Annotated in this window: 23 protein-coding genes and 3 pseudogenes; 9 read left to right on the top strand and 17 right to left on the bottom strand. The window is 53.6% G+C overall.

Annotated elements, in window-relative coordinates; translation table 11 throughout:
- The first annotated feature begins 35 nt into the window (after positions 1-35).
- The 3 genes from TKWG_RS00535 to TKWG_RS00525 are packed head-to-tail and all read left to right on the top strand — an operon-like array spanning position 36 to position 3,181.
- Complete coding sequence (locus TKWG_RS00535) at positions 36-1,322, top strand: NAD(P)/FAD-dependent oxidoreductase (RefSeq protein WP_014748932.1); 1,287 nt, start codon at positions 36-38, stop codon at positions 1,320-1,322.
- A 35-nt stretch (positions 1,323-1,357) separates the two neighbouring features.
- Positions 1,358-2,647 (top strand): aromatic ring-hydroxylating dioxygenase subunit alpha, encoded by a 1,290-nt coding sequence (locus TKWG_RS00530; protein WP_014748931.1) that lies wholly within the window; start codon positions 1,358-1,360, stop codon positions 2,645-2,647.
- Positions 2,648-2,662: 15 nt separating this feature from the next.
- A complete protein-coding gene (locus TKWG_RS00525; protein WP_014748930.1) occupies positions 2,663-3,181 on the top strand; it encodes an aromatic-ring-hydroxylating dioxygenase subunit beta in 519 nt (172 codons plus the stop codon).
- A gap of 106 nt (positions 3,182-3,287) precedes the next feature.
- Here TKWG_RS00525 and TKWG_RS00520 read toward each other — a convergent pair whose 3' ends face one another.
- The 6 genes and pseudogenes from TKWG_RS00520 to TKWG_RS00495 form a co-directional block, all read right to left on the bottom strand.
- Positions 3,288-3,923, bottom strand: a complete 636-nt coding sequence (locus tag TKWG_RS00520; RefSeq protein WP_014748929.1) for an isochorismatase family protein — start codon at positions 3,921-3,923, stop codon at positions 3,288-3,290.
- A pseudogene (locus TKWG_RS00515) lies at positions 3,913-4,958 on the bottom strand (peptidase M29 family protein). The gene TKWG_RS00520 and the pseudogene TKWG_RS00515 overlap by 11 nt, the downstream one beginning before the upstream one ends.
- An 87-nt stretch (positions 4,959-5,045) precedes the next feature.
- Positions 5,046-5,887 (bottom strand): annotated as a pseudogene (locus TKWG_RS00510) (alpha/beta fold hydrolase).
- 17 nt (positions 5,888-5,904) lie between these two features.
- A complete protein-coding gene (locus TKWG_RS00505) occupies positions 5,905-6,867 on the bottom strand; it encodes an amidohydrolase family protein (RefSeq protein WP_014748925.1) in 963 nt (320 codons plus the stop codon).
- A 111-nt stretch (positions 6,868-6,978) separates the two neighbouring features.
- The gene (locus tag TKWG_RS00500; protein WP_014748924.1) at positions 6,979-8,712 is read right to left on the bottom strand and encodes a TRAP transporter large permease; all 1,734 of its coding nucleotides are present in this window, start codon (positions 8,710-8,712) and stop codon (positions 6,979-6,981) included.
- A 1-nt stretch (position 8,713) separates the two neighbouring features.
- Positions 8,714-9,325, bottom strand: a complete 612-nt coding sequence (locus tag TKWG_RS00495; protein ID WP_014748923.1) for a TRAP transporter small permease subunit — start codon at positions 9,323-9,325, stop codon at positions 8,714-8,716.
- A 318-nt stretch (positions 9,326-9,643) separates the two neighbouring features.
- On the opposite strand from TKWG_RS00495, the gene soxC reads away from it, so the two are divergent.
- The 4 genes from soxC (at position 9,644) to TKWG_RS00475 (ending at position 13,777) form a co-directional block, all read left to right on the top strand.
- Positions 9,644-10,963 carry a sulfite dehydrogenase gene (gene soxC, locus TKWG_RS00490; RefSeq protein ID WP_014748922.1) on the top strand — a complete coding sequence of 440 codons (1,320 nt, stop codon included), beginning with the start codon at positions 9,644-9,646 and terminating at the stop codon, positions 10,961-10,963.
- Positions 10,950-11,582 carry a c-type cytochrome gene (locus TKWG_RS00485; RefSeq protein ID WP_014748921.1) on the top strand — a complete coding sequence of 211 codons (633 nt, stop codon included), beginning with the start codon at positions 10,950-10,952 and terminating at the stop codon, positions 11,580-11,582. The genes soxC and TKWG_RS00485 overlap by 14 nt, the downstream gene beginning before the upstream one ends.
- Positions 11,583-11,742: 160 nt before the next feature.
- Entirely contained in the window at positions 11,743-12,657 is a 915-nt protein-coding gene (locus TKWG_RS00480) for a LysR family transcriptional regulator (RefSeq protein WP_014748920.1), read from the top strand.
- Positions 12,658-12,778: 121 nt separating this feature from the next.
- Complete coding sequence (locus TKWG_RS00475) at positions 12,779-13,777, top strand: MBL fold metallo-hydrolase (protein WP_014748919.1); 999 nt, start codon at positions 12,779-12,781, stop codon at positions 13,775-13,777.
- Between the two features lie 4 nt (positions 13,778-13,781).
- Here TKWG_RS00475 and TKWG_RS00470 read toward each other — a convergent pair whose 3' ends face one another.
- The 3 genes from TKWG_RS00470 to TKWG_RS00460 are packed head-to-tail and all read right to left on the bottom strand — an operon-like array spanning position 13,782 to position 16,126.
- Positions 13,782-15,038 carry a cyanate transporter gene (locus tag TKWG_RS00470; RefSeq protein ID WP_014748918.1) on the bottom strand — a complete coding sequence of 419 codons (1,257 nt, stop codon included), beginning with the start codon at positions 15,036-15,038 and terminating at the stop codon, positions 13,782-13,784.
- Positions 15,039-15,042: 4 nt separating this feature from the next.
- A complete protein-coding gene (locus tag TKWG_RS00465) occupies positions 15,043-15,513 on the bottom strand; it encodes a nucleoside deaminase (protein ID WP_041708824.1) in 471 nt (156 codons plus the stop codon).
- A gap of 19 nt (positions 15,514-15,532) precedes the next feature.
- On the bottom strand, positions 15,533-16,126 hold the full coding sequence (locus tag TKWG_RS00460; RefSeq protein ID WP_238534271.1) for an ankyrin repeat domain-containing protein: 594 nt from the start codon (positions 16,124-16,126) through the stop codon (positions 15,533-15,535).
- 336 nt (positions 16,127-16,462) lie between these two features.
- Between TKWG_RS00460 and TKWG_RS00455 the strand changes: the two genes are divergently transcribed.
- A complete protein-coding gene (locus tag TKWG_RS00455; protein WP_014748915.1) occupies positions 16,463-17,209 on the top strand; it encodes a LysR family transcriptional regulator in 747 nt (248 codons plus the stop codon).
- Positions 17,210-17,677: 468 nt separating this feature from the next.
- The gene (locus TKWG_RS00450) at positions 17,678-18,556 is read left to right on the top strand and encodes a Bug family tripartite tricarboxylate transporter substrate binding protein (protein ID WP_014748914.1); all 879 of its coding nucleotides are present in this window, start codon (positions 17,678-17,680) and stop codon (positions 18,554-18,556) included.
- A gap of 134 nt (positions 18,557-18,690) precedes the next feature.
- Here the strand turns inward: TKWG_RS00450 and TKWG_RS00445 are convergent, their stop codons facing one another.
- The 8 genes and pseudogenes from TKWG_RS00445 to pcaH form a co-directional block, all read right to left on the bottom strand.
- The gene (locus TKWG_RS00445) at positions 18,691-19,377 is read right to left on the bottom strand and encodes a hypothetical protein (RefSeq protein WP_014748913.1); all 687 of its coding nucleotides are present in this window, start codon (positions 19,375-19,377) and stop codon (positions 18,691-18,693) included.
- Between the two features lie 60 nt (positions 19,378-19,437).
- Positions 19,438-20,466 (bottom strand): Gfo/Idh/MocA family protein, encoded by a 1,029-nt coding sequence (locus TKWG_RS00440; RefSeq protein ID WP_041708817.1) that lies wholly within the window; start codon positions 20,464-20,466, stop codon positions 19,438-19,440.
- A gap of 1 nt (position 20,467) precedes the next feature.
- Positions 20,468-21,313, bottom strand: a complete 846-nt coding sequence (locus tag TKWG_RS00435; RefSeq protein WP_171815093.1) for a sugar phosphate isomerase/epimerase family protein — start codon at positions 21,311-21,313, stop codon at positions 20,468-20,470.
- A gap of 34 nt (positions 21,314-21,347) precedes the next feature.
- Positions 21,348-22,415 carry an Ldh family oxidoreductase gene (locus TKWG_RS00430; RefSeq protein ID WP_014748910.1) on the bottom strand — a complete coding sequence of 356 codons (1,068 nt, stop codon included), beginning with the start codon at positions 22,413-22,415 and terminating at the stop codon, positions 21,348-21,350.
- Complete coding sequence (locus TKWG_RS00425; RefSeq protein WP_014748909.1) at positions 22,412-23,218, bottom strand: SDR family NAD(P)-dependent oxidoreductase; 807 nt, start codon at positions 23,216-23,218, stop codon at positions 22,412-22,414. The genes TKWG_RS00430 and TKWG_RS00425 overlap by 4 nt, the downstream gene beginning before the upstream one ends.
- Before the next feature lie 159 nt (positions 23,219-23,377).
- Complete coding sequence (locus TKWG_RS00420) at positions 23,378-24,373, bottom strand: LysR family transcriptional regulator (protein WP_050981486.1); 996 nt, start codon at positions 24,371-24,373, stop codon at positions 23,378-23,380.
- A 317-nt stretch (positions 24,374-24,690) separates the two neighbouring features.
- Positions 24,691-25,337 (bottom strand): annotated as a pseudogene (gene pcaG, locus TKWG_RS00415) (protocatechuate 3,4-dioxygenase subunit alpha).
- Positions 25,337-26,095: a protocatechuate 3,4-dioxygenase subunit beta gene (pcaH, locus tag TKWG_RS00410; protein ID WP_014748907.1), complete on the bottom strand. Its 759-nt coding sequence runs from the start codon at positions 26,093-26,095 to the stop codon at positions 25,337-25,339. The pseudogene pcaG and the gene pcaH overlap by 1 nt, the downstream one beginning before the upstream one ends.
- Positions 26,096-26,170: the final 75 nt, after the last annotated feature.

Genomic DNA, 26,170 nt, shown 5'->3' with positions numbered 1-26,170 from the left:
CATATGCCATACCCTGCCTGCGATAGAGGTAAACAATGCCTGAACTGAATACTAACCAGACCATCTTGATTGTCGGAAACGGACAGGCCGCTGCCATGGCAGTGCAGCAATTGCGCAGCCTGACATTTACCGGCTGCATAAAAGTGGTCGGCCAGGAGCCTTATCCGGCTTACGAACGCCCACCGTTATCCAAGGCCATGCTTGCCGATCCTGGCGCCGATATTTCGAGCATCTGTATTCATGCCCAGGATTTCTACGACACGGCAAAGATTGAACTCATCCTGGGAAAGTCGGTAACCCGGATCGATCCTGAGCAAAACCTTGCCCTGCTTGAGGACGGCCAGCAGATTTCCTACGATTATTGTCTTCTTGCCACCGGCGGCCAGGCCCGGCAACTGCCGGCCTACCCCTATGGCAGCCCTTGCGTGCACTATATTCGCACGGCCGATGATGCGCTGCGGCTTCGACAGGCCTTGCGCGCCGACGCGCGCGTGGTCATTCTGGGCGGCGGTTTTCTCGGCATGGAGCTTGCCTCTACTGCGCGCGCCCTGGGCGCGACTGTCGATGTGATAGAGGCTGCTCCAGCGCTTTTGACACGCAATGCGCCTTTGCTTTTTTCGCATTGGCTACAGGAACGTGCCCGCCACGCCGGTATCACCCTGCACCTGGGTACAAAGATTGCTGCCAGCCAGCAGTGCCCGCAAGACAGCACGCTGAAATTGACACTCGACAATGGTCACCTATTGAACGCAGATCATCTGATCGTTGCCATTGGCATGAATCCGAATTCGGAGATCGCAATCCGCTCAGGCGTGAAGGTTTGCCCTCAAACCCTGGGCATTGAAGTTGATAACCATGGCCGCACCAATATCTCGAACGTGTTTGCGGCAGGCGACTGTACGACCCAGGTTGATCGGCAAACCGGCGAACGCGTACGCATGGAGTCCTGGCAGAACGCCAACGAACAGGCTCGTATCGCTGCAGATGCCATATTGGGTAACACGCCAAAGGCCGCCGCCTTTCCCTGGTTCTGGACGGATCAACTGTCCTGCAATATCCAGATGCTGGGCGCTTCTGTGGCCGATCTGCAGTTTCTGGTACGAGGCGAGATCGACGCGCATGCCGCCACGCCGGAATTTTTGCTGCTTGGCCTCAAGGACAACATCCCTCATTATGCGCTGGCTGTAAACGCCGCAGGTCAATTACGCGCTATCCGCAATCTTCTGGAAAAGAAACTGCCTATTGACCCCGCTGCCTTCAGCAACACCGACATCCCTATCAAGCAATTCGTTAAAAAGGCGACCGCCGCAGCCGTCATGTAAGTGACGCGCCGCCGGATCATTTCAGGAGAAAAATCATGTTTCAGTCGCAAACGGTCATTGGCCAAACACTGGGCACCAAGAATATTGCTGCCGAGCAGTGCATCTGGCCCGAAGACAAACTGCATACTATCCCCGATTGGGTCTACACCAGCCAGTCCATTTATGACCGCGAAATGGAACGCATTTTCCACGGCAACACCTGGAATTTCGTTGCCCTGGAAGCTGAAATTCCCAAGTCAGGAGACTTCAAGCGCTCCTATGTTGGCGCAACGCCTGTGGTGGTATCGCGCGCAGAGGATGGCTCCATCAACGTCTTCGAGAATCGCTGCGCCCACCGGGGTGCCGAATTTTGCCGAAAAAACCAGGGCAATACCAACGAATTCGTATGTCCTTACCACCAGTGGTCTTATAGCCTGAAAGGCGACTTGCAGGGCATTCCGTTCAAACGAGGCGTAAACAAAGAAGGCGGCATGCCGCGTGACTTCAAAAATGCAGACCATGGGTTGAAAAAACTGAATGTGACTTCGTATCATGGTGTGATTTTTGCCTCGTATTCAGACCAGGTTGAACCGATAGAGGAATACCTGACACCGGAGATTCTTGAAGATTTCAATGTTATTTTTCCGGGTAAACCACTGCGGGTCGTGGGCTACTATCGCAATGAGCTTCCATGCAACTGGAAAATGTATCACGAGAATCTGAAGGACCCCTATCACGCGACGCTGCTGCACTCATTCCTGGTGGTATTCGGGCTGCTGGTGGCCGGCAATAAATCACAAATGTTTGTCGACACCGTCCACGGCCGCCACGGCTACATGGCCTCGGCCAAGTCCGAAGACAAATATGCCAGCGTCAGCGAAGAAAACAAAAAGGAAATGCGCTCCTACGTTGACACGATGCGACTCAAAGATGAACGCTTCCTCAATTATGTCAAGGAATTTGATTCTCCGTGGTCGGTTACCATGCAGACAATCTGGCCTAACCTGATCGTACAGCGCGAGATGAATACCCTGGGCGTGCGCCAGATTATCCCTAATGGACCCAACAGCCTGATCATGCAATGGACCATGTTTGGCTACGAAGACGACTCCGAGGAAACCATACGCCATCGGCTGCGCCAGGGGAACCTGATGGGTCCAGCCGGTTTTCTGGGACTGGAAGATAACGAAGCGATGAAATTCGTTCAGGAGGGGGTACGCCGTTCTACCACCGATACCAGCATTATCAAGCTGGATGCAAATAAGGTTGGCACCTCTGACACGTTGATCTCGGAATCTGCCATACGCTCCATGTATGAGTACTACCGCAAAGTAATGGATATCTAAAAAAGGAAATTGCAAATGAAACATACGTTTGCCTACCGGCCCCAGAGTATTTCAATTGAAAGGGCGTTGGCATTGCGCCCGGAGATAGAAAATTTCCACGCGGAGTACTGTGCTGTACTGGATCAGAACCAGGTTGAACTGTGGCCTGAGTTTTTTACCGAAGACGGGCTTTATCGCGCTACGTCGCGCGAGAACGCCGAATTGGGCATGCCGGTGGGGCTGATCTACGCAGAAGGCCGTGACATGATGCACGACCGTGCTGTAGCGACTTCGCGCACTCAAATGTATGCTCCCCGCTTTACCCTGCACCTTGTTTCAAACTTGCGTATCCTGGAAGAAACAGCAGTGGGTGAAATTGAGTCACAGGCCAATTTTCTGCTGATGCAGACGTTGATTGAAGGCCCATCCACCGTCCATCTTGCCGGCACGTATCATGACACCCATGTGCACGTAGACGGGCAGCTCAAGCTCAAAGAGCGACATGCCATATTCGATACGGAAATCCTGGCAAACAGCCTGGTGTATCCGATCTGAGTTGCTGGCTCCACACACACGTAAATTGAAAGAGCACGACATAATCGTGCTCTTTTTTTTACTTCTATGTATGCAGCCACAAGCGTTTGCGAACGGCCCCGAAACGTTAACGCACTTCAATACCCAACGCAGTCAGCGCCTGGTCTCTTTTCATGACTGTTGCATACTTTTGCTGCATATCGAACAGATTGGCCAGGTGAGGGTCCTGTGCACGATCGCCGACACAGTCTTCGATAACCAGCGGAACAAACCCCAGCTGGCTGGCGTCGACAACACTGGCCCGGATACATCCGCTGGTGACCGCGCCAGCGACCAGCAGCGTATGCACACCGCGATGCGTCAGCCACGCGGCCAGGGATGTACCAAAAAAGGCAGAGGCCACGTTCTTGCGAACCACCAGTTCACCCTGCCGGGGTGTCAACTCGGGAACGATTTGGCTGGCAGGCGCCTGCTCTGTCAAAGTCAGCATGGACGGGATCTTGGCGCTAAATACATTGTGATCGGAACCGTCATCTGCATAGACAATGCGCGTATGCGCTATTGGCCAACCGGCCTGGCGCGCAGCGGCCAGCAATGGCACCGTATTGTCGATTGCCTCCCGAATATTGCCGCCACCAAACACAGCGGGGTCGGCAAAGCCATTGACCAGGTCCACGATCAACAGCCCAAAAGGCGCTTTCAACTGAATCTCTGCGCCAAAACCCTGGGCAGCATATACTGCCGAATCGCTATTATTTACCATGTTTATGTTCCTGCAATTTGCCCTTTACCACGACCGCCTCCCCGTCCAGACAGACAGTGCAATTACGCAAGGGAATATCGATGTGACAAGCGGTTGTACGCGAGCCACCTGCTTCATTATTGGGCCCCAGCGAAAACAGGAAATTGCCTGCAAACGCCCGGCGTCCATACCTATGGTCTGTTCCTTGTCATACAGTTCAAGCACTGACCAATAGGCTCGCTTTTGCAAACCCCAGCCAATATGCGAAATAGCATATCCCTCAGGATCATTGAACGTTTCCATATACTCGGCAAGTCGCTCGGCCCCGATCCCGCCATCAATTTTTACCGCATAGCCATTTTTTACGGTGAGCACAATCGGGGCCGACACATAGGATTTCTGCGGCAGCAAGATGTCTCCGGCATCAATCACGATAGTGCCATTGGCGCCCCCTTCATTAGGCCAGGTCAATGAAAAGCCGCTGGGCCAATGGTCCCAGCGACCGGGTTCATCGACAAATCCATATTCGCTGATGGCGGGAAATTCCCCCAATGGGCACCGCAGATTGGTTCCCGCATCCGAGACCACCGTCATTTCTTTTGCATTTGTAATTAACGCAGAAGCGGCCAGCACGCGTTCGCGATCTTCTGTCGTCGGCAGACAGCGAACCAGAATTTCCGGCGGTTCTACCGCCAACAGGATTTTGGTGCCGCTCTCCAGAATATCGATCTGCTCCGGCGAAAACAGCAAGGTCATCAGATCAAGCACCAGATCGCTCGCCTTGAGCGCGGCGATAGCGGCAGGATTACCTGTTAGCGCTGTGGTTCCCAGATAGGCCAGCGGGTCCCGACTCAGGGACTTCTCTGCATTGACAGGTGGCAGATCCAGCCGGTTAACAACGGCGCCCAATGATTGCACAGCGATCAGGGCACACGACAGGGTCTGGGGGTGCGTGTTGGTGCTGGTCAGTATGGTAACAATCTGCCCCTTTTCCAGCCGGGACAGGGTCAGCACATGCTGCCATGCGGCGATGAGTTGATAGTCGCTAACGGCCATGGACATCTCCTTTCAATGTATAGTTGCAATCACAAAATGCGGGGAAGGCACCACGAATACAACGGGCGCTTCCCTTGGTGCAAGAAGCTAGCAAGCTTGCGGAACGCGTACCAGGTGCTGTCCCAGAAATTGCCCGAAAGCCTTATAGAAGCCCTCCTCGTTATCCCAGGGAATCATATGGCCGGCATTGTCCACCCGCACATGCGCCAGTTCGCCGAACAACCCTTCCATTTCCCTTACGTCCTGGGGCAATACCACTTCTCCGCGCTCTGCGGTTATCAACAGCACCGGCACGCGAATCTTTGGAAAATCAGCAAAAACATCATCGGCATGAAAACCTTCGAAACTTTCCACAATCGCACGTTCATCACAAGTGTGAAGCCACTGAGCGCGCAGTCGCAATTGTTCCTCGGTCCACGTGGGGCAAAACGCTTTCATGTCCTGCGCGCTGCATCCCTTGCGCGCCAGCGCCATCGAATCGACATACCATGGTAACTTGGACGGATAAGCCCGACGGCCCGGGCCTGAAACTGGTGGATCCACCATGACGAGTCTGCTCAGGCCGGCGGCTGCGTGGCAGCCGCTCTGGCGCCAATACGGGCGCCCATGGAATGACCCACAATGATGTAGTCTTTCAAATCCAGTTCCCGGGCAAATTCAATGACATCCCTGGACTGCGCATCCAGACTGTAATCCAGGGATGCGCTGGCCTCGCTTAATCCACGACCGCGCACATCCAGAACATAGGTGTCATAGTGCAAACCAAAGCGTTCGCCCACAAAAGCCCAGGTCACCGCCGGGCTGGTAATGCCCGGTATGATCACAATACTGGGACGCGCCTTGCGTTCGCCCTGCTGCCCGCCAAACCGCAGATAATGCTGGCGGATTCCATTGGCGTGGACGTTGGCACCATACATAAACGTGCTCATGCGTTTCTCCGGATAGGTCAAAGGTTAAACAGTTTTTTTGCGTTTTCGTAGCACACCATTTTTTTGGTCTGCTCATCCAGCGGTGCAGTATCAATGAAGTTTGCCGCAAGCTCGATAGACTCGTAGGGATAGTCGACAGAGAACATCACTGCTTCAGGTCCCATCTCTGCAATCGCGCCCTGCAACGCAGCATGAGAACAAACCCCGGAGGTGGTGATCAGGATATTGCTGCCAATGTATTGCGAGGGCTGCTGCTTGAGGCTGACGCCATGCGGGTAAACGGCAAAGCGACTGTCAAAACGCCAGCGCTGAAATGGCAATCCTTCGCCCATGTGCCCCAGAATGACCTTCACTCCAGGGAAACGATCAAATACGCCACCAAACAACAGGCGCAATGCGTGGGTACCGGCTTCTACACCCCACCCCCAGGTCGCGCCCACCAACTCGGGGTGTCCGCTATAGGCGTGAGGAACATCATAGGCATCAAAGGGATGCAGATAAAGCGGCACACCCAGTTTTTCCAGCTGCTCCCAGAACGGATCATATTGTCGGTCGTCATAATAGACACCGTGCGTATGGCCATTGACCAGCGCGCCCTTGAAACCCAGGTCATTCACAGTACGACGCAATTCTTCGATCGCAGCGCCCGGATCCTGCATGGGCAATGTCGCAAAGCCGCCAAACCGTTCCCGATTGCGATCGATTTGCGCGGCAAGAAAGTCGTTGTTCTGGCGACTGCGACGCACCGCCGTTGCTGCATCGGGTTCATTTTGTACGCCCGGCCCGGTCTGCGACAGGATCACATAGTCGATCGCGTACTGATCCATGAGCTGGATTCGCGTATCGTCAAAATCTGCAAGACGTGCATTCAGTTCACTGCTGGCCTGCGTATTGATATGTTTTACAAATGCCTTGGAATAATCATCGAATCCCACGGCACTAAAGTGCTCTTCGAAAGCGATCTTGCGCGTCAGTGTCATGCGTGAACCTTGTCCTTTAAGTGATAACTGCTGATTTTATTACAGTATACTGATTAAATTCCGGTGCGACAACGTCCGATTTGTTGTGCACACCCTATCCTGGAAATGACCTTACTTGAATATTGGGGCCGGCTCTGCTTGCTGTTGCGGACTTTTGGCGGGGCTGGTTGCGAAAGGCTCTGGTGTGGCTGAGCCACTGCCATAGGGATCGGCACCGTAGCCACCGGAATCGTAAGAGGTTCCCATGTCGAACTTCACGGTGGCCGGATCCACTCCCGTGCCGGTCCCTTTGTAATGCAGCACCATACCCGGCCAGATCATGACCGAGGCAACCATAAGCAACTGAATCACGATAAAGGGAATGGAACCGCGATAGATTTCACCCGTGGTAACCCGCTTGATCAGCTTGCCGGTAATACGGTCGACATAATCTTCTTTAGGTGCAACTGATCGCAGGTAAAACAGCGCGAATCCGAAAGGTGGATGCATAAAGGACGTCTGCATATTGACTGCCAGCAAGACGCCAAACCAGATCAGATCAATACCCATTTTGTCGGCAACGGGTCCCAGCAGCGGCACAATGATAAAGGCCAGCTCAAAGAAATCCAGGAAAAATGCCAGAAAGAAGGTGGCTACACTGACCACGATCAGAAACCCGGTCTGGCCGCCTGGCAGGGACGCAAACAGGCCTTCAACCCAATGCTGTCCGCCGAAGCCGGTAAAGGTCAGGGTAAAGATTGTTGAGCCGACCAGTATTAATACCACGAAACTGGTAAGCTTTGTCGTGGTGTCCATTGCCTGCTTGAGCAACCCCCAGCTCAGGCGCCGCCGCAGCAGCGCCATCACAATCGCGCCAACCGCGCCCATGGCACCGCCCTCGGTTGGCGTGGCGATACCCAGGAAAATCGTACCCAGCACCAGAAAGATCAACAGCAGAGGCGGAATCATCACAAACACAACCCGCTCTGCAATTTGCGACAACATTTGCAATCGAAGCACCTTATTGGTTGCCGCGATAACAAATGCAATAACTCCCCAGAGCAGCATGTTCAGAACGATGAATTCGTCGGCTGCCGTTTTTTCCGTCAGGAGCATGTTGCCCAACAGCCACGCGCCCAACGCAGCAATAACAGACAGTACCAGCAGTGAAGCCAGGCCGCTTTTGCCATTGGGCTCACGATAGATCCGCGCCTCTTCGGGAAGCGCCGGCGCACTGGACGGCTTGATGATCGAACAGATAACGACATATACAATATACGCGCCGGCCAGGATAAAGCCGGGCACCATCGCACCGCGGTACATATCTCCAATAGAGCGGCCAAGCTGATCGGCCAGAATAATCAAGACCAGGGAGGGTGGGATAATCTGTGACAACGTCCCGGACGCAGCAATCACACCTGTTGCCAGCTTGCGGTCATAACCGTAACGCAACATGATGGGCAGCGATATCAGCCCCATGGATATGACCGATGCCGAGACCACGCCGGTGGTGGCCGCCAGCATGGCGCCGACCACTACCACGGCAATGGCCAACCCACCACGAATCGGGCCAAACAACTGGCCGATTGTTTCCAGCAAGTCTTCTGCCATGCCGGAGCGCTCCAGAATTAGTCCCATGAGCGTGAAAAAGGGCACCGCCAGAAGCGAATCATTCAATACGATGCCAAACACCCGATCCGGCAGTGCCTGCAGGAAGGAAAAAGTGAACTCGCCGAAAACGATGCCAAGCAACGCATACAGTATGCCGTTGGCGGCCAGTGTAAATGCGACAGGAAACCCCAGCAGCAGGAAACAGATCAATGTCAGAAACATGATCGGTGGCATATTGTTAATAAAAAATTCCATGCTACTTGTCCGTCCTTTGTTCCATTTCTTTGAGTCTGGCCTCATTGGCTATTTCTTCGGCCAGCAATTGTTCTGCGGTCTTGCCATGCGCCGGGGCCAACGGATCCGGCCCCCGGCCGGCAAGAAAAGCTGCGCATTTAATCAAATGCGAAACACCGGCCAGCACCAGAAGGAAAAACCCAATGGGAATAAGCAGTTTCACCGGCCAGCGGATCAACCCACCGGCATTTGACGATTGCTCGCTGGTCAGAAAGGACTGCATGAAAAATGGAATGGACAGATCCAGCATGAGCAGACAGGCGGGCAACATAAAAAACAGCACACCGAAAATTTCGATCAGAATCTGCGTGCGCTTGCTCATCATCTGAGAAATGATATCGACGCGAACATGCTCGTTCTTCATAAACGTGTAACCTGCGGCCAGCAAAAATATGGCGCCGAAAAGATACCACTGGATCTCCAGCCACGCATTGGAACTTACATGAAAGGCTTTACGGATCACCGCGTTACCTGCGCTGATCAACACCACCACAAGGGTAAGCCAGATAACGGCTCGCCCAATGGTGTGGACGAGCGCATCGATCGCTCTGGATAGACTAAATAAGAGGTTCATCAAAATGGGCCGCTACGAAATGGTTAAACAGGACGAGCTGATATGACTGAATATTAGTCAGTATACTGCATATATTTTTCGTCACTCTATCAGTAATAACCATTACTGCGACGACAGGACAAGTCTCATCGCGCTGACGGCACCGTGCGCAAAACGGACTGTTTCAGACCAAAACCATGCTTGCGATAAATTTTCATTTCACACATAGCCGCGTCCACTAAATATATAAGCGGTAAGTACTGGACGCATCCATACCGCAACCCTATACTATTTGCAGTCACACCGATCCAATCAACATTCGCACCGGAGACCATTGAGATGGCTAACGAATCGACTGAAGAAGCTCTGGCGGTAACAGACGCAGACGCGCAACACACGCGTCGGCAATTTTTGCGTAACGGCGTTACAGCGGTCACCGGCGTTCTTGCAAGCAGTGCCGGCTTAAGTGCCGCTGCTGCCCAGTCGGGAACAACGGCCAAAGAAGGTGCCGCAGCAGCCGACAGCGCGTTGACCATCCCTTCCTGGACTAAACAGCCTGGCGCCCTGGTTGGCAGTCGTCCTTACGGTAAGCCTTCGGAATTTGAAAGCGGCGTTATTCGCCATTTGCGCAAGACAGACAAACAGTATTTTTCTTCCTCGACCCGCTCTCCACTGCAGGAACTCGATGGCATCATTACGCCTAACGGGCTGTTCTACGAACGTCATCATAATGGCATTCCAGATATCAATCCCGCCGAACACCGATTGGTCGTGCATGGGCTGGTAAACAACGCGCTGTCTTTCACATTGAATGATATCCGGCGCTTTCCCTCGCATTCCCAGATTTATTTTCTTGAATGCTCCGGCAATCCGGGATATGCGGTCTATGGCAAGACTGCAGCCGAAGTCAACGGCCTGGTCAGTTGTGCCGAATGGACCGGCGTGCCGCTCAAGACGGTTCTAAACGAGGCCGGCGTCAAGCCCGAGGCCAAATGGGTCATTGCCGAAGGCGCAGACGGCGCAGGCATGACGCGCAGTATCCCGCTGGAAAAGTGCCTGGACGATGCCATGCTCGTATACAGCCAGAACGGCGAGCGCTTGCGGCCCGAACAGGGGTATCCGCTAAGGCTGCTGCTGCCCGGCTATGAAGGCAATATGAGTATCAAATGGCTGCGACGCCTGCAGGTCGCAGATCAGCCGGTGCATTCACGCGAGGAGACATCAAAGTACACGGACATCCTGCCAGACGGCAAGGCCCGTGAGTTCACATTTGTGATGGAAGCCAAGTCCATCATTACCAGTCCTTCAGGCGGGCAGCAGATCGATGGCAAGGGGTTTCATGAAATCCGCGGCATTGCCTGGAGCGGCAAAGGGCGCATTACCAAAGTAGAGATCTCGGTTGACGAAGGCAAAACCTGGCAACCGGCGCGATTGCAGACACCGGTACTGAGCAAGGCGCTGACCCGTTTTCTGTTCCCATGGGAATGGAACGGCGAACCCGTGGTCATACAAAGCCGGGCCACCGACGAATCCGGCTACACACAGCCTACGCTGGAATCGCTCGTTGAGGTGCGCGGCGTCAATAATACCTATCACAACAACGCGATTACACCCTGGCGTATCGCATCTGACGGAAAGGTGACTCATGCACGTGCTTAAAACTCCGCTTGCGGGAACATGTGCAGCCAGGCACGCCGTTGTGCTGCTTACATGTGCTGCGCTACTGGGTGCAACTGCGGGCGCCGCCCATGCCGAACAGAAATTCGGCTTTGGCCAGCCGGTAACGCCGGAACACATCGCCGCGTGGGACATCAATGTATTTGCCGATGGGCGCAATCTGCCGGAGGGCAGCGGCACAGTCACGCAGGGTGGCACCATTTACGCCCAGCAATGCGCTGCCTGTCATGGCAGCAAGGGTGAAGGAGGCAGTGGCGACAAGCTGGTAGGTGGCATTGGCAAGCTGGCCAGCGGCAAGCCAGTCAAGACAGTGGGCAGCTACTGGCCTTACGCCCCGACTTTATTTGACTATATCAGGCGCGCCATGCCGCTGACGGCGCCCCAAAGCCTGAGTAACGAACAGGTTTATGCCGTTACCGCCTATCTTCTTCATTTGAACGGGCTGGTGGAACAAGACGCGCGCCTGGATGCAAAATCGCTTGCTGCAATCAAGATGCCCAATCGCGATGGCTTTGTACCAGACCCGCGCCCGGATGTTCCACAAAGCTCTGGCAGCAGCAAGACGCCCTCCAGCGATAAACCCGCGACACCATCGCAATAATATCAAGGTGATCATGCTGCTTTGAGCGAAGCGCGATATTTTCCATGTATATTGCACAATATTCCATGACCCATAAGGTGATGACGATTGTAATAATACTGCTACCCTGGATATCATCGCGCATTCTCGCCTGCCGGCCAAATATAAAAGGGTGTTACCCGTGACCCGGCCGATAGGCGACCTGGACATTAATCTGTTGCTCGCACTGGATGCCCTGCTGCAGGAACAGAATGTGACCCATGCTGCAGCCAGACTGAACATCACCCAGTCGGCGCTTTCCGGGCGCCTTACCAGGCTGCGTCGCATTTTCAATGATCCATTGTTTGTACCGTCCTCATCAGGCAGGGGGATGACACCCACCTCGCATATGCTGGCCCTCAAACCGGAACTGCAACGCCTGCTGCAACAGCTAACGCAATTTGTCCAGTCGGCGCACGTTTTCGATCCCGCCACCAGTGAACGCACCTTCCGTATTGCCGCGATGGACAATCCGGCGGCTATTCTTGCGCCGGCGCTGTTGCCTTTGATTCAGAGCCAGGCCCCGGCGGTCAGAATCGCCTTTGTTCTGCCTGATAAAAGCCAGGTCCATGAGCAACTGGAGCGAGGCGAGGTGGATCTGTTTATTGGCACCGCGCAGGATGCAACGCCAAACCTGATTGGGCGCCTGCTCTTTGATGAAGAGTTCCTGACTGCGCAACGCATCGGGCATCCGCGTGGCACCGGCCCGCTATCGCTGGATACGTTTTGCGAACTGGACCATCTGCTAATTTCGACCAGCGGCGGTATGTTCAACGGCATGATCGACGAAGCACTGGCCGATCTCGGCCGGCAACGGCGTGTAACGGTGTCGGTCCAGAGCTACGCCCTGGCCCCGCTGATCCTGAATTCGACAGACTGCATCTGCACCCTGCCCAGACGTTTTCTACAGCGCTTTACCAGTAGCCTGGAGCTGTTTACTCCGCCGCTGGCACTTAATACCTTTTCGATGAAGCTATTCTGGCATTCGACAGTGAATGCCGATCCGGCGCACCGCTGGCTGCGGTCAATGGTTTTCGACGCAGTGCAGACAAAGTGAGATCATTGGGTTTTCGAGCCATCAGCAGTATCGATAGGTCAAATTGAAATTTACGATTTGTGCAACACCGGACAATGACGCATGATGTGATTTCTCCACCCAACCATGGAAAATCAAAAAAATGTCACGTATTACCCCCCTTCTTTTTTCCGGCGTCCTGACCATCGCAAGTGTGATTGCCTTGCCCGTCACTGCCCTGGCAGCCTCTGCCCAGACAGCACCTGTTGCCAAGACCGCTACGTACAAACAGGTAGCCGATGCCTATTCTATGCCGCTTGGCAATATGACCATTACCGCCATATCTGACGGCACCGTACCCCAGGACCTTTATCAATTACTTATTGGCCCATCCCACTCTCATATCGACAGTCTGCTGAACAAGGCGTTTCTTGCCAATCCGGTGGAAGCGTCCATTAACGCATTTGTGATTCGCGATGGCGAACGTATTATTCTGATCGATACCGGCTCCGGAGAGCTTTTCGGGCCCGGTTACGGTGGCAAACTCTATGACAGTCTGGCCAGCGTGGGAATCAAACCAGAACAGGTGACCGACGTGCTTATTACGCATATTCACACCGACCATACCGGCGGCCTGGTACTTAACGGCAAACCGGCGTTTGCGAATGCCACGGTCCATGTCGGGGCACCAGACCTGGCCTTTTTCCTGGATGCCGGCAACGCCAAGAAAACCGGCTACGATGATAAGTATTTCGCAGAAGCGATCAAAACGATCGGCGTATATGAAAAACTGGGAAAAGTGAAAACTTTCGATGACGGGCAAACCGTACTGCCCGGCGTAAAAGCCTCCATTCACCCGGGACACACGCCAGGCAGCGCGTTCTTTACTGTCAACAGCCAGGATCAATCCATTGTTTTCGTTGGAGACATCGTGCATGTTGCATCGCTGCAATTTCCCGAGCCGGAGATTGCCATTGTTTATGACCTGAAGCCAGAAGACGCAATATCGGTAAGAAAAAATGCGTTTTCCGATTTCGCCGACAAGCGCCAGCTGATCGCTGCACCCCACTTGCCATTTCCCGGCATCGGCCATGTCCGCTCCGAAGCAAAGACCCATTTCAGCTGGCATCCGGTCGAATATCGCAACCGTACAAGCGATTGATGATTCAGCGCGTATCGTGGATTGGCATCACGGGGGCGGCCGGTAGCAACATGTCCTGTTGCGTGCGCGTGACGGCAGGCGCGCGCATGGCAACTGCATAACGCCCGGGAGCAAAACGCCAGACCAGGATGGCGACCACAAGCACGGTTGCCACATGTCCCATCCATCCAACCTTATAGCTACCAGTCATGTCGTGCAGTAGTGCAACAAGCCATGCCGGCGTCGCGGCGATCAAAAAGCCACCGCCCTGCATAAGCGCCGTGAGGGCCCCGGCCTGTGCCGGGTCAGGCAGATGATCCAGGGCCACGATCATTAGTAAGGCAAAGCAGCCACCCAGGCCGCAGCCCAGTATGATCACCCAGGCAAGCGCAGCCAAGTCCGGTGCCAAGGCCAAACCCGCAAAACCGATGCCCTGCATGGCAAGTGTGAACCACAGCCAGGGGCGGCGATCCAGGGCATTCCTGGCAAACCACGGCAGCGTCAGCGCCGACAACGCCTGGCTCACCGCCAGCACTGCCAGCAAGCCGCCACTGGCCCCCGCGCTCCAGCCGCGCTCCTGAAAAGCCGGCGCCAGCCACGCGACCACAGATGTATAGCCGCCATTCATCAATCCGAAGCAAAGCATCAACAACCAGGTACGAGGTCGCGCCAGCAACCGCCGGGCTGTACCTTCCGTCCTGCTCATGCCCTTATCTATCGGCAGAACACACCATGCCAGCAAAAGCGCCGCAGCCGCCGGCAATGCAAACCAGGCCAGACCAACAGTCCATAGTCCTGTGCTCGAAGAAACGTCAGGCGCGGTGACGGCACCCAGCGCTCCACCGCCCATGAGCATTGCCGAATAAAGCCCCATCATGGGACCAACCTGACGGGCAAATTCACGCTTGATAATCCCCGGAAAAATCGCCTGTATAACTGCGGACCCCAAGCCGATCAACGCAGCCGTTGCGATAAGACTCCATCCGCTTATGCTCAGCAGACGCAATGCGCAACCACAACAGATCACCAGCAACGCAGCAATGATAGAGCGGCGTGCACCAAACGTATTTTGCAGAGCCGGCCCGATAAATGCCACACAACCCATCAACAACATCGGCACCAGCGTCAACATGGCCATGCCTTGCAGGCCCAGCCCCGTGTGCTCCTGAATATTGCCGGCAAGGGGCCCGATACTGGTAATGAAGGGTCGCAGATTGAACCCGGTAAGCGCTACAGCTGCAACAAGCATGGCTCGTACCAGCGCCGATTGGACCTGCATCATGGATTCAAGCTCCTTGTTTTTGGTGTTTCCAATGGGCGTACAGATCGGGCCTGCCCGCAATTCGGGTTGGCACATGACGAATGGTCATGGACTGCTCTGCAAACGGCCTGGCCAGATCGGCATATATTTCTGCTGTCGAAAGACCATAGGGCGCGCCGTCTTCGTTGCTATAGGCGTAGTTCACTTCTTTGATTCCGGCCAGCCTCATGGCCGCCATGCACATGGGGCAAGGGTGACCGCTGGCAAAGACACTGCACCCTGCCAGACTGGCTGAACCCAGGTGCTGACTGGCCGCCCGGATGGCCAGCAACTCAGCGTGCGCGGTGGGATCGTTGGTCGTCATGATTTCGTTGACCGCCTGGGCGATGACCTGGCCGTTGCGAACGACCAGAGCCCCAAACGGGCGACCACCCCTTTGCGCATTGGCATAGGCAAGCTCAATCGCCTGCTGGAGAAAATTCATAGTCTGTTGCATTGATGTGCCTTTTCAAATATCAACGCCCGCCAGCGGCGCGCAACATGTTTTCTATTTCGCGATAGCCATGTGAACGCGCGTGCGCAAGCGGAGTCACGCCTTCGCGGTCAGCCAGATTGGGATTGGCCCCCGCTTTTAGCAGCGCATCCACGATCTGCTGGTGCTGCTGCCCGCCGGAGCCAAGAATAATGGCCTCCAGCAATGCGGTCCATCCCAAATTATTAACATGGTCAATATCGACCCCGGCTTCAATCAACGTTTTGACGGTTTGGACATGGCCGCGTTCGGCAGCAGGAATCAGGGCTGTTCCGCCATACCGATTGGTACTTTTGAGATCGGCACCATGAGCCAGCGTGAGCTTCAGAATCTCCAGATGTCCCCTGGCACCGGCATACAAATAAGCGCTGTCACTGATATTGTCTTTTGCGTTAACATCGGCGCCGGCCGCAATAAGCATTTGCGCAACGCGCACCTTGTTGGCCCTGGTGGCAACCAGCAGCGCGGTCGCGCCCGAGCTATCGCGTGCGTCTATTTCTGCGCCATCGGATAAAAGTTGTTTGATGGCAGCGACATCATCATTGCCAGCTGCACTATGCAACGGATTTGCTTTCATGACTGCTCCCGAAAAGATAGGTGTGCAGGCCAACACCAAGGCTGCAAACACCGCCGCGACAATCGATCTGGTCATATGACCTCCAAAATCATTACGAATGGGGTTGGGATCAGTGCCTCGCGCTTCCCGGACCGCGGATATTGTTGCGGGACAGGGCCGCTGAAACATGGAACGTACACATCATGTGCCGTTGTGCTGGCATTGACACCGAACCGCCGCCAGTATAGTCGGGCCATCTGGTATTTGGAAATTAAATTATTAAATAATAAATATTAAGAATGTGCATGTTTTGTTTATAATTGCGCTCAGGATAATTCATAAAACAGGGGAACAAAATTGCTTGACCCCCGCCTTCTTGCAGCGTTTGTCGAGATTGTCGACACCGGTAGCTTTACCGCTGCCGCCGATCGCCTGCACCTCACGCAATCGACCGTCAGCCAGCAGTTGGCAAGGCTTGAATCATCTGTTGGCCAGCAACTGGTAGACCGTAACGCCCGTCCGGTACAGGCCACCGTCCCCGGCGAGCGGCTGGCGGGTTACGCCCGGCGCATTCTCGCGCTTGAACGCGAAGCGCAAGCCATGCTGGGAGATCCGGCCGGCACCCAATCCATACGCGTCGGTCTGCCCGAAGACCTGGTGACAGATCAAATGGCAGAAGTCTTCCGGGCTTGTACCCATACGCACCGCTCGATTCGGCTGGACATTACGACGGGCTTGAGCCGCAACCTGACCGACCGTTACCGTGGCGGCGAACTCGATATTGTCGTCGTCAAAGAGTCAGCGGCAAGCGCCGACTGTCACGCCTGCTTCCCGGAAGCATTGGCCTGGTATGAAAGTGCAGACAATAGCCAACCGTGGTCCGACCCCGTTGCGCTGGTCACGTTTCCGCCCGGCGGACTGTACCGTGAAGCCATGTTTGATCGTATCGAACGGGAGCGCAGAAAATGGTACGTTGCTTTTTCAGGCAGCAGCTTTCAAAGCGTGCTGGGCGGCGTGTGCGAGAGTACGCGCCTTTGGGCAACATGCCCGCGATGGTTGTCTCTCTCTACGCGTGGGATAAAAGCGGCCCCGCAGCAGCGTTGATCAATCAGATGACAGCGGTGCTGGAGCGCCGACTGGAACCATAATTGACGACAAAACAACTCAGGCCTTCCTGCCGCATGCCTTGATGTCACGCCCCAAATAACAGACACAAATACCCGGGCAGTGGTTTTCTCCCATGCCTAATCGCTATAGCCTTCGCTTCAACCAGTGTGTGAGTGTGCAGTTACTTTCTTGTTCTAAGCAAACGCTTATGCCTCATATATAAAAATCGTTTTGGACATTAGCAGATTGATCCGTTGTAATGCAGTTGTCTCCAGGCGAAAAACACATAGAAATGGGTACGCTGGGGCACAAATACATCAGACCGAAACACATAGAATGAGAGACAAGACGATGGCCCGGAATAATAGACGCAGGTTCTTGCAATATGCCAGTATTGCACCACTCTCAGCGGTACTTCCCGCTAATGGGAGCACAAACGACTTTCCCAATAAACCTATCAAAATAGTGGTCGGTTTTTCCGCAGGCGGGACAACCGATGCCTTGCCACGGCTTTTTGCCACACAAATGAGCCAAATTCTTGGGCAGACAATAGTGGTAGAGAACAAACCAGGAGCGGCCGGTAATATCGCCACAGCACAGGTGGCGCGCTCTGCGCCGGACGGATATACGCTTCTTGCGTCCAGTATCGGTCAGATTACCGTTTCGCCGCATACGATGGACATGTCGGTTGATCCGCAAAAGGATCTGGAACACATATCAATGTTTGGGGAAGGTGACCAATTCCTGACCATTAACAAACAGGTTCCGGCTACCAATATTCAGGAGTTTATCCAACTGGTAAAAAGCAAGCCTCATACACTGTTTTATGGCGACTCAGGAGCCGGCGGCAATATGCATCTTTATCTGGAGTATTTCAAGATGCTGGCACGTCTGGATATCGATGCTGTGCATTTCAAAGGAGGCAGTCAGATCATGCCGGATCTGATCTCCAACCGTGTGCAATTGAGTCTGCTTAGCAATATTGTCATGAATTCACATGCAAAAGATGGCAGTCTGCGGCCTATACTGCTATACGGAAAAAAACGCGACCCCGACTACCCGGATGTACCCACTGTTCGCGAAGCCGGCTTGCCTGATCTGGAAACAGCCAGCAACTGGTTTGGTCTGCACGCGCCAAAAGGCACCCCGCACAGTGTCATTGACAAAATTTATCGCGCGCTGGTGGAATCCATGAAGACTAAAGAAGTCCAGGAAGGCTTAATAACGCTGGGCATTACCGCCGGCGGCAATACGCCTGAAGCGTTTAGCCAACGTATTGCTCGAGAATCTGAAATATTTAAAAAAGTCGCTGAACTGACGAAAATTAAACCCGGTTCAAACTGATACATGATTGTGGTATCCGTGGATGTGTTGATAAAACGCTAACCAGCGATATAAAAAACCGGTAGGGATGCAATTTCATCATTCTCATCCTTACCGGCTCTTATGCCAAAGCTTACCAAACCATTAGGGTTCCATCAATTTGGCTGAACCAGATTCTGTATGCTGTACTCCAACTGATACAGGCCATTCAGGATGTCAGTCGCAGCGCCTGCTTTTATTAGCGTCTCTTCCGAAAGATACTGTGCGCATGCATTACGCACCCCTTGTTCACCTGATCCCTCAATCAGCAATACCAAATCGGGCAATTCGATAACGCGTCCACGTTGGTTGCCGGAATTACCTCCGGTCAATGTAGTATCGTTCTCTACAAAATGCACGCCTGTTATTCTTGGCAAATCGATCAATCTCGGTAGCAGGTTATTCACAAGATTTTTTATCAGCGAGGCTTTTTCACCCTCCTGTGCCCTGATACGTATAGTCTTGATGAACCCACCCATCGCGTAACCCTGGCTATAGTGAATTCTGCAACCCCCACGAACGTTATTGCGAAACGCGGGGAGTGTCTTTGTGGACCAAGGCGTCGGATTGGTCAGACGGGTCTTGTATGCATCACTTACGAGAACGTCTGCAGTGGAGACTTCGTATAAGGTCAGAAATTCTACCTGAGCATCCACGGCAATATAACGTCTGCCTCTGACAAAACCGGCAATACCAAGCCTTTCTACCATGTGCTCGCGGGGATGCCACTCAAAAAAATCTTCACGCATATCGGGTGCAATATCATTCCAGATCGCTATCAGTGCTTCTCCTGCCAATACCATGTCATATTCCTTTATAGATGATTGATTGTGTAAAGCGGCATACTATATGCCGGTACCCTGTTACTGCTCGGTAGTCAGTGCGACTGGATCCCCGGCCGAACGATACGCCTGTTCCATGAGCTGCAAGCTGCTAAGCTGATCCTGAGCACTGGTCCAGAATGGACTATGGTCGATCAGACAATCTGCAAAATGTTGGATCGATGCGTCAAAACACCCCTGCCTTATCTCAGCTTCGTCATAAGTGACCATATCCTGCTCCTGGCCAATCAGCCTGAGCACAGCATTCTCAAGAATCACACTGCACCGAGTACCGGCGATTTCCAGTCGATCAGGAGAACGTGTATCATGGCCCGCTGCAGTCATGACGCCATCTATGGTGACCGGAAACCCGGATTCGGAACGCAGCAATAGCGTTGCACTATCCTCTCCTTTGAGCGCCGGACATGCCCTTGCTGTACAGCAGGCAATAAGCGACATTTCGCCAAACAGTGAACGAACAACGTCAATCTCGTGGATAAGTGACTCTGCAATCAGAACGCGTTGCTCGTTCTGGAGAAACGGCTGACGTGTAAAGGCGTGTATTTTGCCGTCTTCCTTTCGCGGCAACATGCTCGAGCGCCACAATGCGATGCGCACCTGGGCGATCGTACCGAGCGTGCCAGCGTCTATCCATTCACCAATTTTTTTAAAGTAAGCGCGGTATCGCCAGTTTTCATTGACCATGACGCGAATGGATGAGCCAACCTCCTGGACTAATGCCAATGCCTCATCATAAGTGGGGCATAGAGGCTTTTCGCATAGCGCGTGCACGCCATATCTGGCGGCCATACGGACCAAAGCGGCATGGGTTTCGCGCGGCGTGATAATGTCTACCGCATCCAGCGTCTCCTGCTCGAACATGCATTCGGGAGATTCATAAACGCGCTCGATTCCAAACTGAGCAGCTCTTGCCCGGCCCCGTTCGACCGACGAATCACATACTGCAACGACCTTGGCATTGGTACAGTTGGACCAGGCAGCCAGGTGATCGGCACTAATCATGCCACAGCCAATAACGCCAATCCGAAGGGGGCTCACGGTTGAAGACATATTAACGCGCCCCCGCTTCATGTTTGCGCGCATGGTATTGCGCCATGAAATGCGTCGCATCGGCAGCCGCCACGCTGGCTTTTTCGGAAGGCGTTTTGTCTCTCATATCCTGTCTGGCCACTTCGTATTCAATTTCACAATCAGCAGGCAATTCATCCAGAAACTGAAACAGGGGCAACACACCTTCACCGGCCGGTAGCCGCGCACCACGAGCTTCCTGTAACAGGGCTTCGTCTGTCATATCGCCTGACCACGCATTGGCATCGCATAATTGAGCGAAAACAACCCGCTCGGCAGGAACAATCCTGATGTGCTCGGGCGTGGCGCCGGAGCGAGCCAGGTGCAGCGCATCCAGCAAGAGTCCCGCCTGGCTGCTATTGCTTGCCTGGATGACCTGCCAGGCGGCTTGCAGCGTACGAATCCCGCTGTATGGCAAAAATTCAAGCGCAACCCGAATGCGGGCCTTTTCGGCCAATTCGCAATAGGCAGAGAACGTGTCAATGAACCGTGATGCATCGGGGTCAAAACTATTGGCCACCAGTATCGGCACGCCCAGTTCCGCCGTAGCGTCAATAACTGGCTCCACATCTTCAATTCGGGTCTCGGGATAAAACTGATAGCCCGATACGTTAGACAGTCTCACGCCCAGGTCAGCTGCCTGATTTCGCAGTGCCACAATGGTTGCGGGATTGTTCAAAACAGGCGTTGCAAATGCATCACCCGGGCGTCGTCCGCAGATTCTGATACCAGTGGCCCCGAAGCCGGCAACGGCCGCAGCGTCAATAGTCTGCGCAGGAGTAGCGCCGATGGTTAAATGAGCAAGAGTAAGGTCTTTTATAGTCAGCATATTTTTCAGTCTGTCAAAACGTTGAAAGCGACAACTATTGCAGTGTTGCCGGTGCGGATACATCCAGGCGATCTGCCAGTTCCAGCAGATCGTTCCATACGGCGCCTGATATGCGTATACCTGTGATCTGCTGTTCTTTCTGAACGCGCCATGCACGCTCTCCAGGCAGCAGGATCTCTTGCATGTCTGCAAGCAGGGGGGTATTTTTGAGCATCATGGCCATCTCGTCGACTCTGCGCTTAAACGCATCGGGTTCGATAAATTTCGATATATCAATTGCCATATGAATATGCCCATTGCCAATGTCCCGCTGGGTATCCACAAACCACGCCGGTATTTCAGACAAAATACGAGATCCGGTCAGCACGCCACACAGGATTTCCCCAAACACGGCCAGTCCATATCCCTTATAGCCCAAAGGCAGCAATGCACCGCCGGCGGCCAGATCGGCCGGGTTATCAGTTGGTTTCCCGTGACGATCAATGATCCAGTCTGTAGGAATGCGGCGATTGTTCTTCGCGGCCAGACGCACCTTTCCTCCGGCAGCCACACTCAATGCCATATCCAGTACAACCGGCCCCTGCGTCAACCCTGGAGCGGCGAAAGCAATTGGATTGTTGCCAATATTGTTTACGCTTCCTCCCCAAGGAGTCATTCCGGGGTAGCCGTTAGTCCAGGCGATACCGATCATGTTTTCAGGCATCGCCATAAGCGCATAATGCGCGCAGGCACCAATGAAATCACTGTTGTTTACTGCCACAAACCCGATACCGGCTGTGTGGGCTTTTTCCATCGCCATACGCATGGCATGGGTTGCGCTCACGGCGCCCAGTGCTCGATCACCGTCAAGCAGTGCTGTAGCCGGCGCCTCACGCACGGCTTTGATTTGCGGGTCAGCGTTTGCTCCGCCTTTGACCAGACGGTCGATAAGGAAAGGGACGCGCACGATACCATGCGAATGGGTTCCTCTTAGATCAGACATAACCAGACTATCGGCGACCAACTCGGCATGCACTGGACTCAAACCCGCTGCAAGAAAGATCGATTTGGTAAATTCCTGTAATTCAATAGTATCCACGCGCAATTGCTTTTCTTCTGTCATACAGCACTTGCCTTTCGTGCTGCCGGCACACCGCCATGCACGAGCCATCCATTGGTTGCCAGAACACCGGCGTCGACAGGCAAATTGGCACCAGTAATGGCAGATGCCCGATCCGATAGCAGAAAAGCAATCGCTTCGGCTACTTCCCGTGGTTCGACCAGCCGGCCCAGCGCACTAACCTCGATCGGCGAGATGGCATATCGTTCGCCTTTTTCAATATTCTCGAGCATCCGGGGAACGCCCACAAAGCCAGGACTGACTGCGTTGACCCTGACACCGCTGCGCCCCCACTCACCGGCCATGCCTTCGGTGAGCATGTTGACCGCCGCCTTGGCCGAGTAATACGCATGGCCATGGTTGGGGCGCTGCCCCACCATGGAAGATATATTGACAATGGAACCTTCACCACGCAAGGCCATCCGCTTACCGAATTCAACACAACTGACATAGGTGCCCCGATAAGCGGAATTGACAATTCGCTCCCAAACTTCCAGAGGCAGGTCTTCCGGCCTGACCTGCGGCTGGAAAATCGCTGCAGAGTTGACCAACGCATGTACAGGCCCGATTTGCGATTCAATATGTTGTGCTGCCTGCGCAATTGATTGTGCATCCAGAATGTCTATCCTGATCGGATCGCCCTTGATACTTGCAGCAAGATCCCGGGCAGCCTGGTAATCAATATCTGCGACCACCAGTTTCCAACCATATTCATATAGTTTTTGACATGTGGCTGCACCAATGCCATTTGCACCACCCAGGACAACAGCAATACGACCTTGTCCCTCTTGTTTTATTGTGTTCATTGCCAGTTCCTTTCGTTTGACACTGTGACGGCCCTGTTTCCGGTCTTATACGAACCGAATACAGTGCGGGCACGGGACTATTACAACGAATTTGAACGGTAAAGTCCAAAACGATCGGAATATGGCAGACCCAAGTTTTTTCTTTTAGCTGGTGATAAATCAGCGTGGTGCGCGGTACTCGTCCCTCTGGGTAGCGACCACATCGGAAAGCGAATGCTCAGCGGCTGTGCAGCGATTGGCCAGTGAGCCAAGACGCGATATGTACAGTTGCACGATCTGCGCAAGCAGATTGATCAGCGCCTCTTCGTGTTTGAATGATGCCCTGGTGATAGAGCGAACCAGATATAAGGTTCTGCTTAAGGCCGGATCGGTGATTCGCCGCCCATTCAGCAAGCCCAGCTCAATGTGTTCAATAGCGTTGCCATAGGGCATTACGGCAGCAGCATCACCGGCGGCTACCATCCGCTTCATCATGGAAACAGACGATACATCCAGAATTACATTCAGTTCGATTGCTCGTCGTTTGGCTGCGGTGAATAATTGTTCTCGCACACCGTCCCGTTGTCCAGGAAGAACCAGCTCGTGTTTTGCCATTTCCGAAAAGGCGATCGGTGTATCGTGCAGCCGACCATTGCCGTTTTGCGCACCGTAGACAAAGAGCATCTCCTCTTCCAGAAGAGGAACTCTGATCATTCCTGGTCGCTCATGGACTTCGTACGCAAGGGCCAAATCAATTTCGTGGCGCTCCAGTGCATCAATCAATACGATGCTTCGTTCTTCCACCACACCAAGCTTGACCCCTGGGAGTTCCTTTTTTGCCAGCAAGATGAGATCTCGTCCCACTATATTCATAAAACCATTGGTCAGCCCAAGCATAATTGCTTCCATTTCAAAGCGACCTTGCGCCTTGACCAGACGCTCAGTATCGTCCACCAAGCGCAGAATCTCGCAAGCCCGTTCGTAAAGCAGCTGTCCTGCACGGGTTGTTCGCACACCACGGGGATGACGCAGCAGCAGACTGACGCCGTAATCCTGCTCAAGTTGACGAACCTGCATTCCCAACGCAGGCTGAGCCACATACAGTTGCTCTGCGGCGCGGGTAATGTTGCCCGTTTCGACGATGCGGGTGAAGTATCTTAATTGCCGCAAATTCATGAACATGCCTATATTTTCAGATGTATTGAAGGAGTCTTGAGCACTTTGCAGGGCATCTTGCTGTTCTCAGGCAAACTGCCGGTGGCTATTTAGAGAACGGCCTAATGTATTTTAAATGAGTTCTTGGACGTTTCCTTGTGGTGTCGTGGCGCAGCAATGATCGTGATTCATGACACTTGAAATCAGCCTCACGACGGACCGGACCGATTCTGGTCGTCTTGGCGATCTATAAAATCATGCTACGCAGCACCCCGGACCAACGGCCAATCGGGGGAACAGCCCGCTTTTTTATATTTAGCTATACAGACTGCACGGGATCAGATGTCAAAGAACACGGTCTCATCCGGTCCCTGAATCCGTATGTCAAAGCGGTAAACCACCTGGCCATCGCGCTCCTGGCGTCTGGCGATCAACGTCTGCCGCCGCTGTATCCATTCAATACTATTGAGAATTGGATCTTTGGCATTGGCATCGGCTTCATCATCAAAGTAGACGCGTGTATTAAGACCAATGTTGATGCCACGGGCGAAAATGGTCAATGCGATATGAGGCGCTTGCATCGAGCCCTTGCGACCCGGCACCTGCCTGGTTTAATGGTCTCAAAATGCCAAAAGCCACTATCAAAGTCGGCCCCGGTGCGCCCCCAGCCCGAGAAATTCGCATCCACTTTCCCGACCCGCGTATCGGCGCGACTGGGAAAAACACCATTGGCATCGGCCTGCCAGATTTCGACCAAGACATCACGCACCGGAATATCCAGTCCGTCAAAGACCTGGCCTTCCAGCCGGATGCGCTGACCTTGTGTTTCATTCCTGATCAGGCTATTGCCAAAATTGTGTTCAAAAACCTCAATATAGGCCTGCTTGGGCAGCAGGCCAATATGTACATAAGGCCCGCCAGTCTGCGACGGTGTTTCATGCAGCTGTTCAAAGTTCCTGAGATTCATACTATGTGCCCTCCTCATCAAGTTAAATCATTTTCGAAATACGTCGAACGACGTCCGCGCAGATTGATATCAAAGCGGTAACAACGGCTATCGGCCTCGATAAAATTGCTTTTATCCTCAAGGGCAATCAGCGCGCGGCGCTGTTCATCAGTTGGCACGGTTTTGAGAATCGGACATGAGTCTATAAGCGTATCGCCTTCGAAGTACAACTGTGAGATAAGGCGCTGTGCCCAGCCATCTGCAATTACAGAGAAGTGGATGTGTGCCGGCCGCCATTCATTTATCCGGTTACGCCAGGGATACGGACCCGGCCGAATGGTGCGGAAAACATAAAATCCGTTCTCATCGGTCAGCATGCGACCGCAGCCGCCAAAATTCGGATCAAGCGTCCCGATATATTGATCGTTGGGATGACGATAGCGGCCGGACGCATTGGCCTGCCACACTTCAAGCAAGGCATTTTTAACAGCGCGACCAAACTGATCACGGACATAGCCGTGAATAATGATCCGTTCACCTATCGGCAACCCATCTTGCACACAGTTCAGAATCAGGTCATTGTCTTTCGGCCCGAACTTATCCTCACTGAAATGCGGTGCAGTCACTTCAGTAAGTGTTTGTGCAATCGAAATCAATGCATTTCTGGGTGAACGCAATACGCTGGTTTTGTAGCCTGGGGTATGAGCCGGCGGGTGGTCATCGGTATTGCGTTGGGCGTATGCGCCTGAACGACTTGAGCCATGATTACTTTCTCCATTTAATATTCGCAAATTCAATCCATTAATCCTTAGAAATGGGCACTGCCCGAATGCCAGCTCGTTTGCCGGCTGCGACCACCTGCCGCCCGGCTC

The organism is Advenella kashmirensis WT001, assembly GCF_000219915.2.
Classification (GTDB): domain Bacteria; phylum Pseudomonadota; class Gammaproteobacteria; order Burkholderiales; family Burkholderiaceae_B; genus Advenella; species Advenella kashmirensis.
The sequence above is the reverse complement of the archived record's forward strand: the minus strand, read 5'-3'. Positions and strand labels throughout refer to the sequence as shown.

Excerpts from the sequence above, each read along its gene's own strand:
- TKWG_RS00535 (WP_014748932.1), top strand. The coding sequence starts at position 36 with ATGCCTGAACTGAATACTAACCAGACCATCTTGATTGTCGGAAACGGA.
- TKWG_RS00530 (WP_014748931.1), top strand. The coding sequence starts at position 1,358 with ATGTTTCAGTCGCAAACGGTCATTGGCCAAACACTGGGCACCAAGAAT.
- TKWG_RS00525 (WP_014748930.1), top strand. The coding sequence starts at position 2,663 with ATGAAACATACGTTTGCCTACCGGCCCCAGAGTATTTCAATTGAAAGG.
- TKWG_RS00520 (WP_014748929.1), bottom strand. The coding sequence starts at position 3,923 with ATGGTAAATAATAGCGATTCGGCAGTATATGCTGCCCAGGGTTTTGGC.
- TKWG_RS00505 (WP_014748925.1), bottom strand. The coding sequence starts at position 6,867 with ATGACACTGACGCGCAAGATCGCTTTCGAAGAGCACTTTAGTGCCGTG.
- TKWG_RS00500 (WP_014748924.1), bottom strand. The coding sequence starts at position 8,712 with ATGGAATTTTTTATTAACAATATGCCACCGATCATGTTTCTGACATTG.
- TKWG_RS00495 (WP_014748923.1), bottom strand. The coding sequence starts at position 9,325 with ATGAACCTCTTATTTAGTCTATCCAGAGCGATCGATGCGCTCGTCCAC.
- soxC (WP_014748922.1), top strand. The coding sequence starts at position 9,644 with ATGGCTAACGAATCGACTGAAGAAGCTCTGGCGGTAACAGACGCAGAC.
- TKWG_RS00485 (WP_014748921.1), top strand. The coding sequence starts at position 10,950 with ATGCACGTGCTTAAAACTCCGCTTGCGGGAACATGTGCAGCCAGGCAC.
- TKWG_RS00475 (WP_014748919.1), top strand. The coding sequence starts at position 12,779 with ATGTCACGTATTACCCCCCTTCTTTTTTCCGGCGTCCTGACCATCGCA.
- TKWG_RS00470 (WP_014748918.1), bottom strand. The coding sequence starts at position 15,038 with ATGATGCAGGTCCAATCGGCGCTGGTACGAGCCATGCTTGTTGCAGCT.
- TKWG_RS00465 (WP_041708824.1), bottom strand. The coding sequence starts at position 15,513 with ATGCAACAGACTATGAATTTTCTCCAGCAGGCGATTGAGCTTGCCTAT.
- TKWG_RS00460 (WP_238534271.1), bottom strand. The coding sequence starts at position 16,126 with ATGAAAGCAAATCCGTTGCATAGTGCAGCTGGCAATGATGATGTCGCT.
- TKWG_RS00445 (WP_014748913.1), bottom strand. The coding sequence starts at position 19,377 with ATGGTATTGGCAGGAGAAGCACTGATAGCGATCTGGAATGATATTGCA.
- TKWG_RS00440 (WP_041708817.1), bottom strand. The coding sequence starts at position 20,466 with ATGTCTTCAACCGTGAGCCCCCTTCGGATTGGCGTTATTGGCTGTGGC.
- TKWG_RS00435 (WP_171815093.1), bottom strand. The coding sequence starts at position 21,313 with ATGCTGACTATAAAAGACCTTACTCTTGCTCATTTAACCATCGGCGCT.
- TKWG_RS00430 (WP_014748910.1), bottom strand. The coding sequence starts at position 22,415 with ATGACAGAAGAAAAGCAATTGCGCGTGGATACTATTGAATTACAGGAA.
- TKWG_RS00425 (WP_014748909.1), bottom strand. The coding sequence starts at position 23,218 with ATGAACACAATAAAACAAGAGGGACAAGGTCGTATTGCTGTTGTCCTG.
- TKWG_RS00420 (WP_050981486.1), bottom strand. The coding sequence starts at position 24,373 with ATGAATTTGCGGCAATTAAGATACTTCACCCGCATCGTCGAAACGGGC.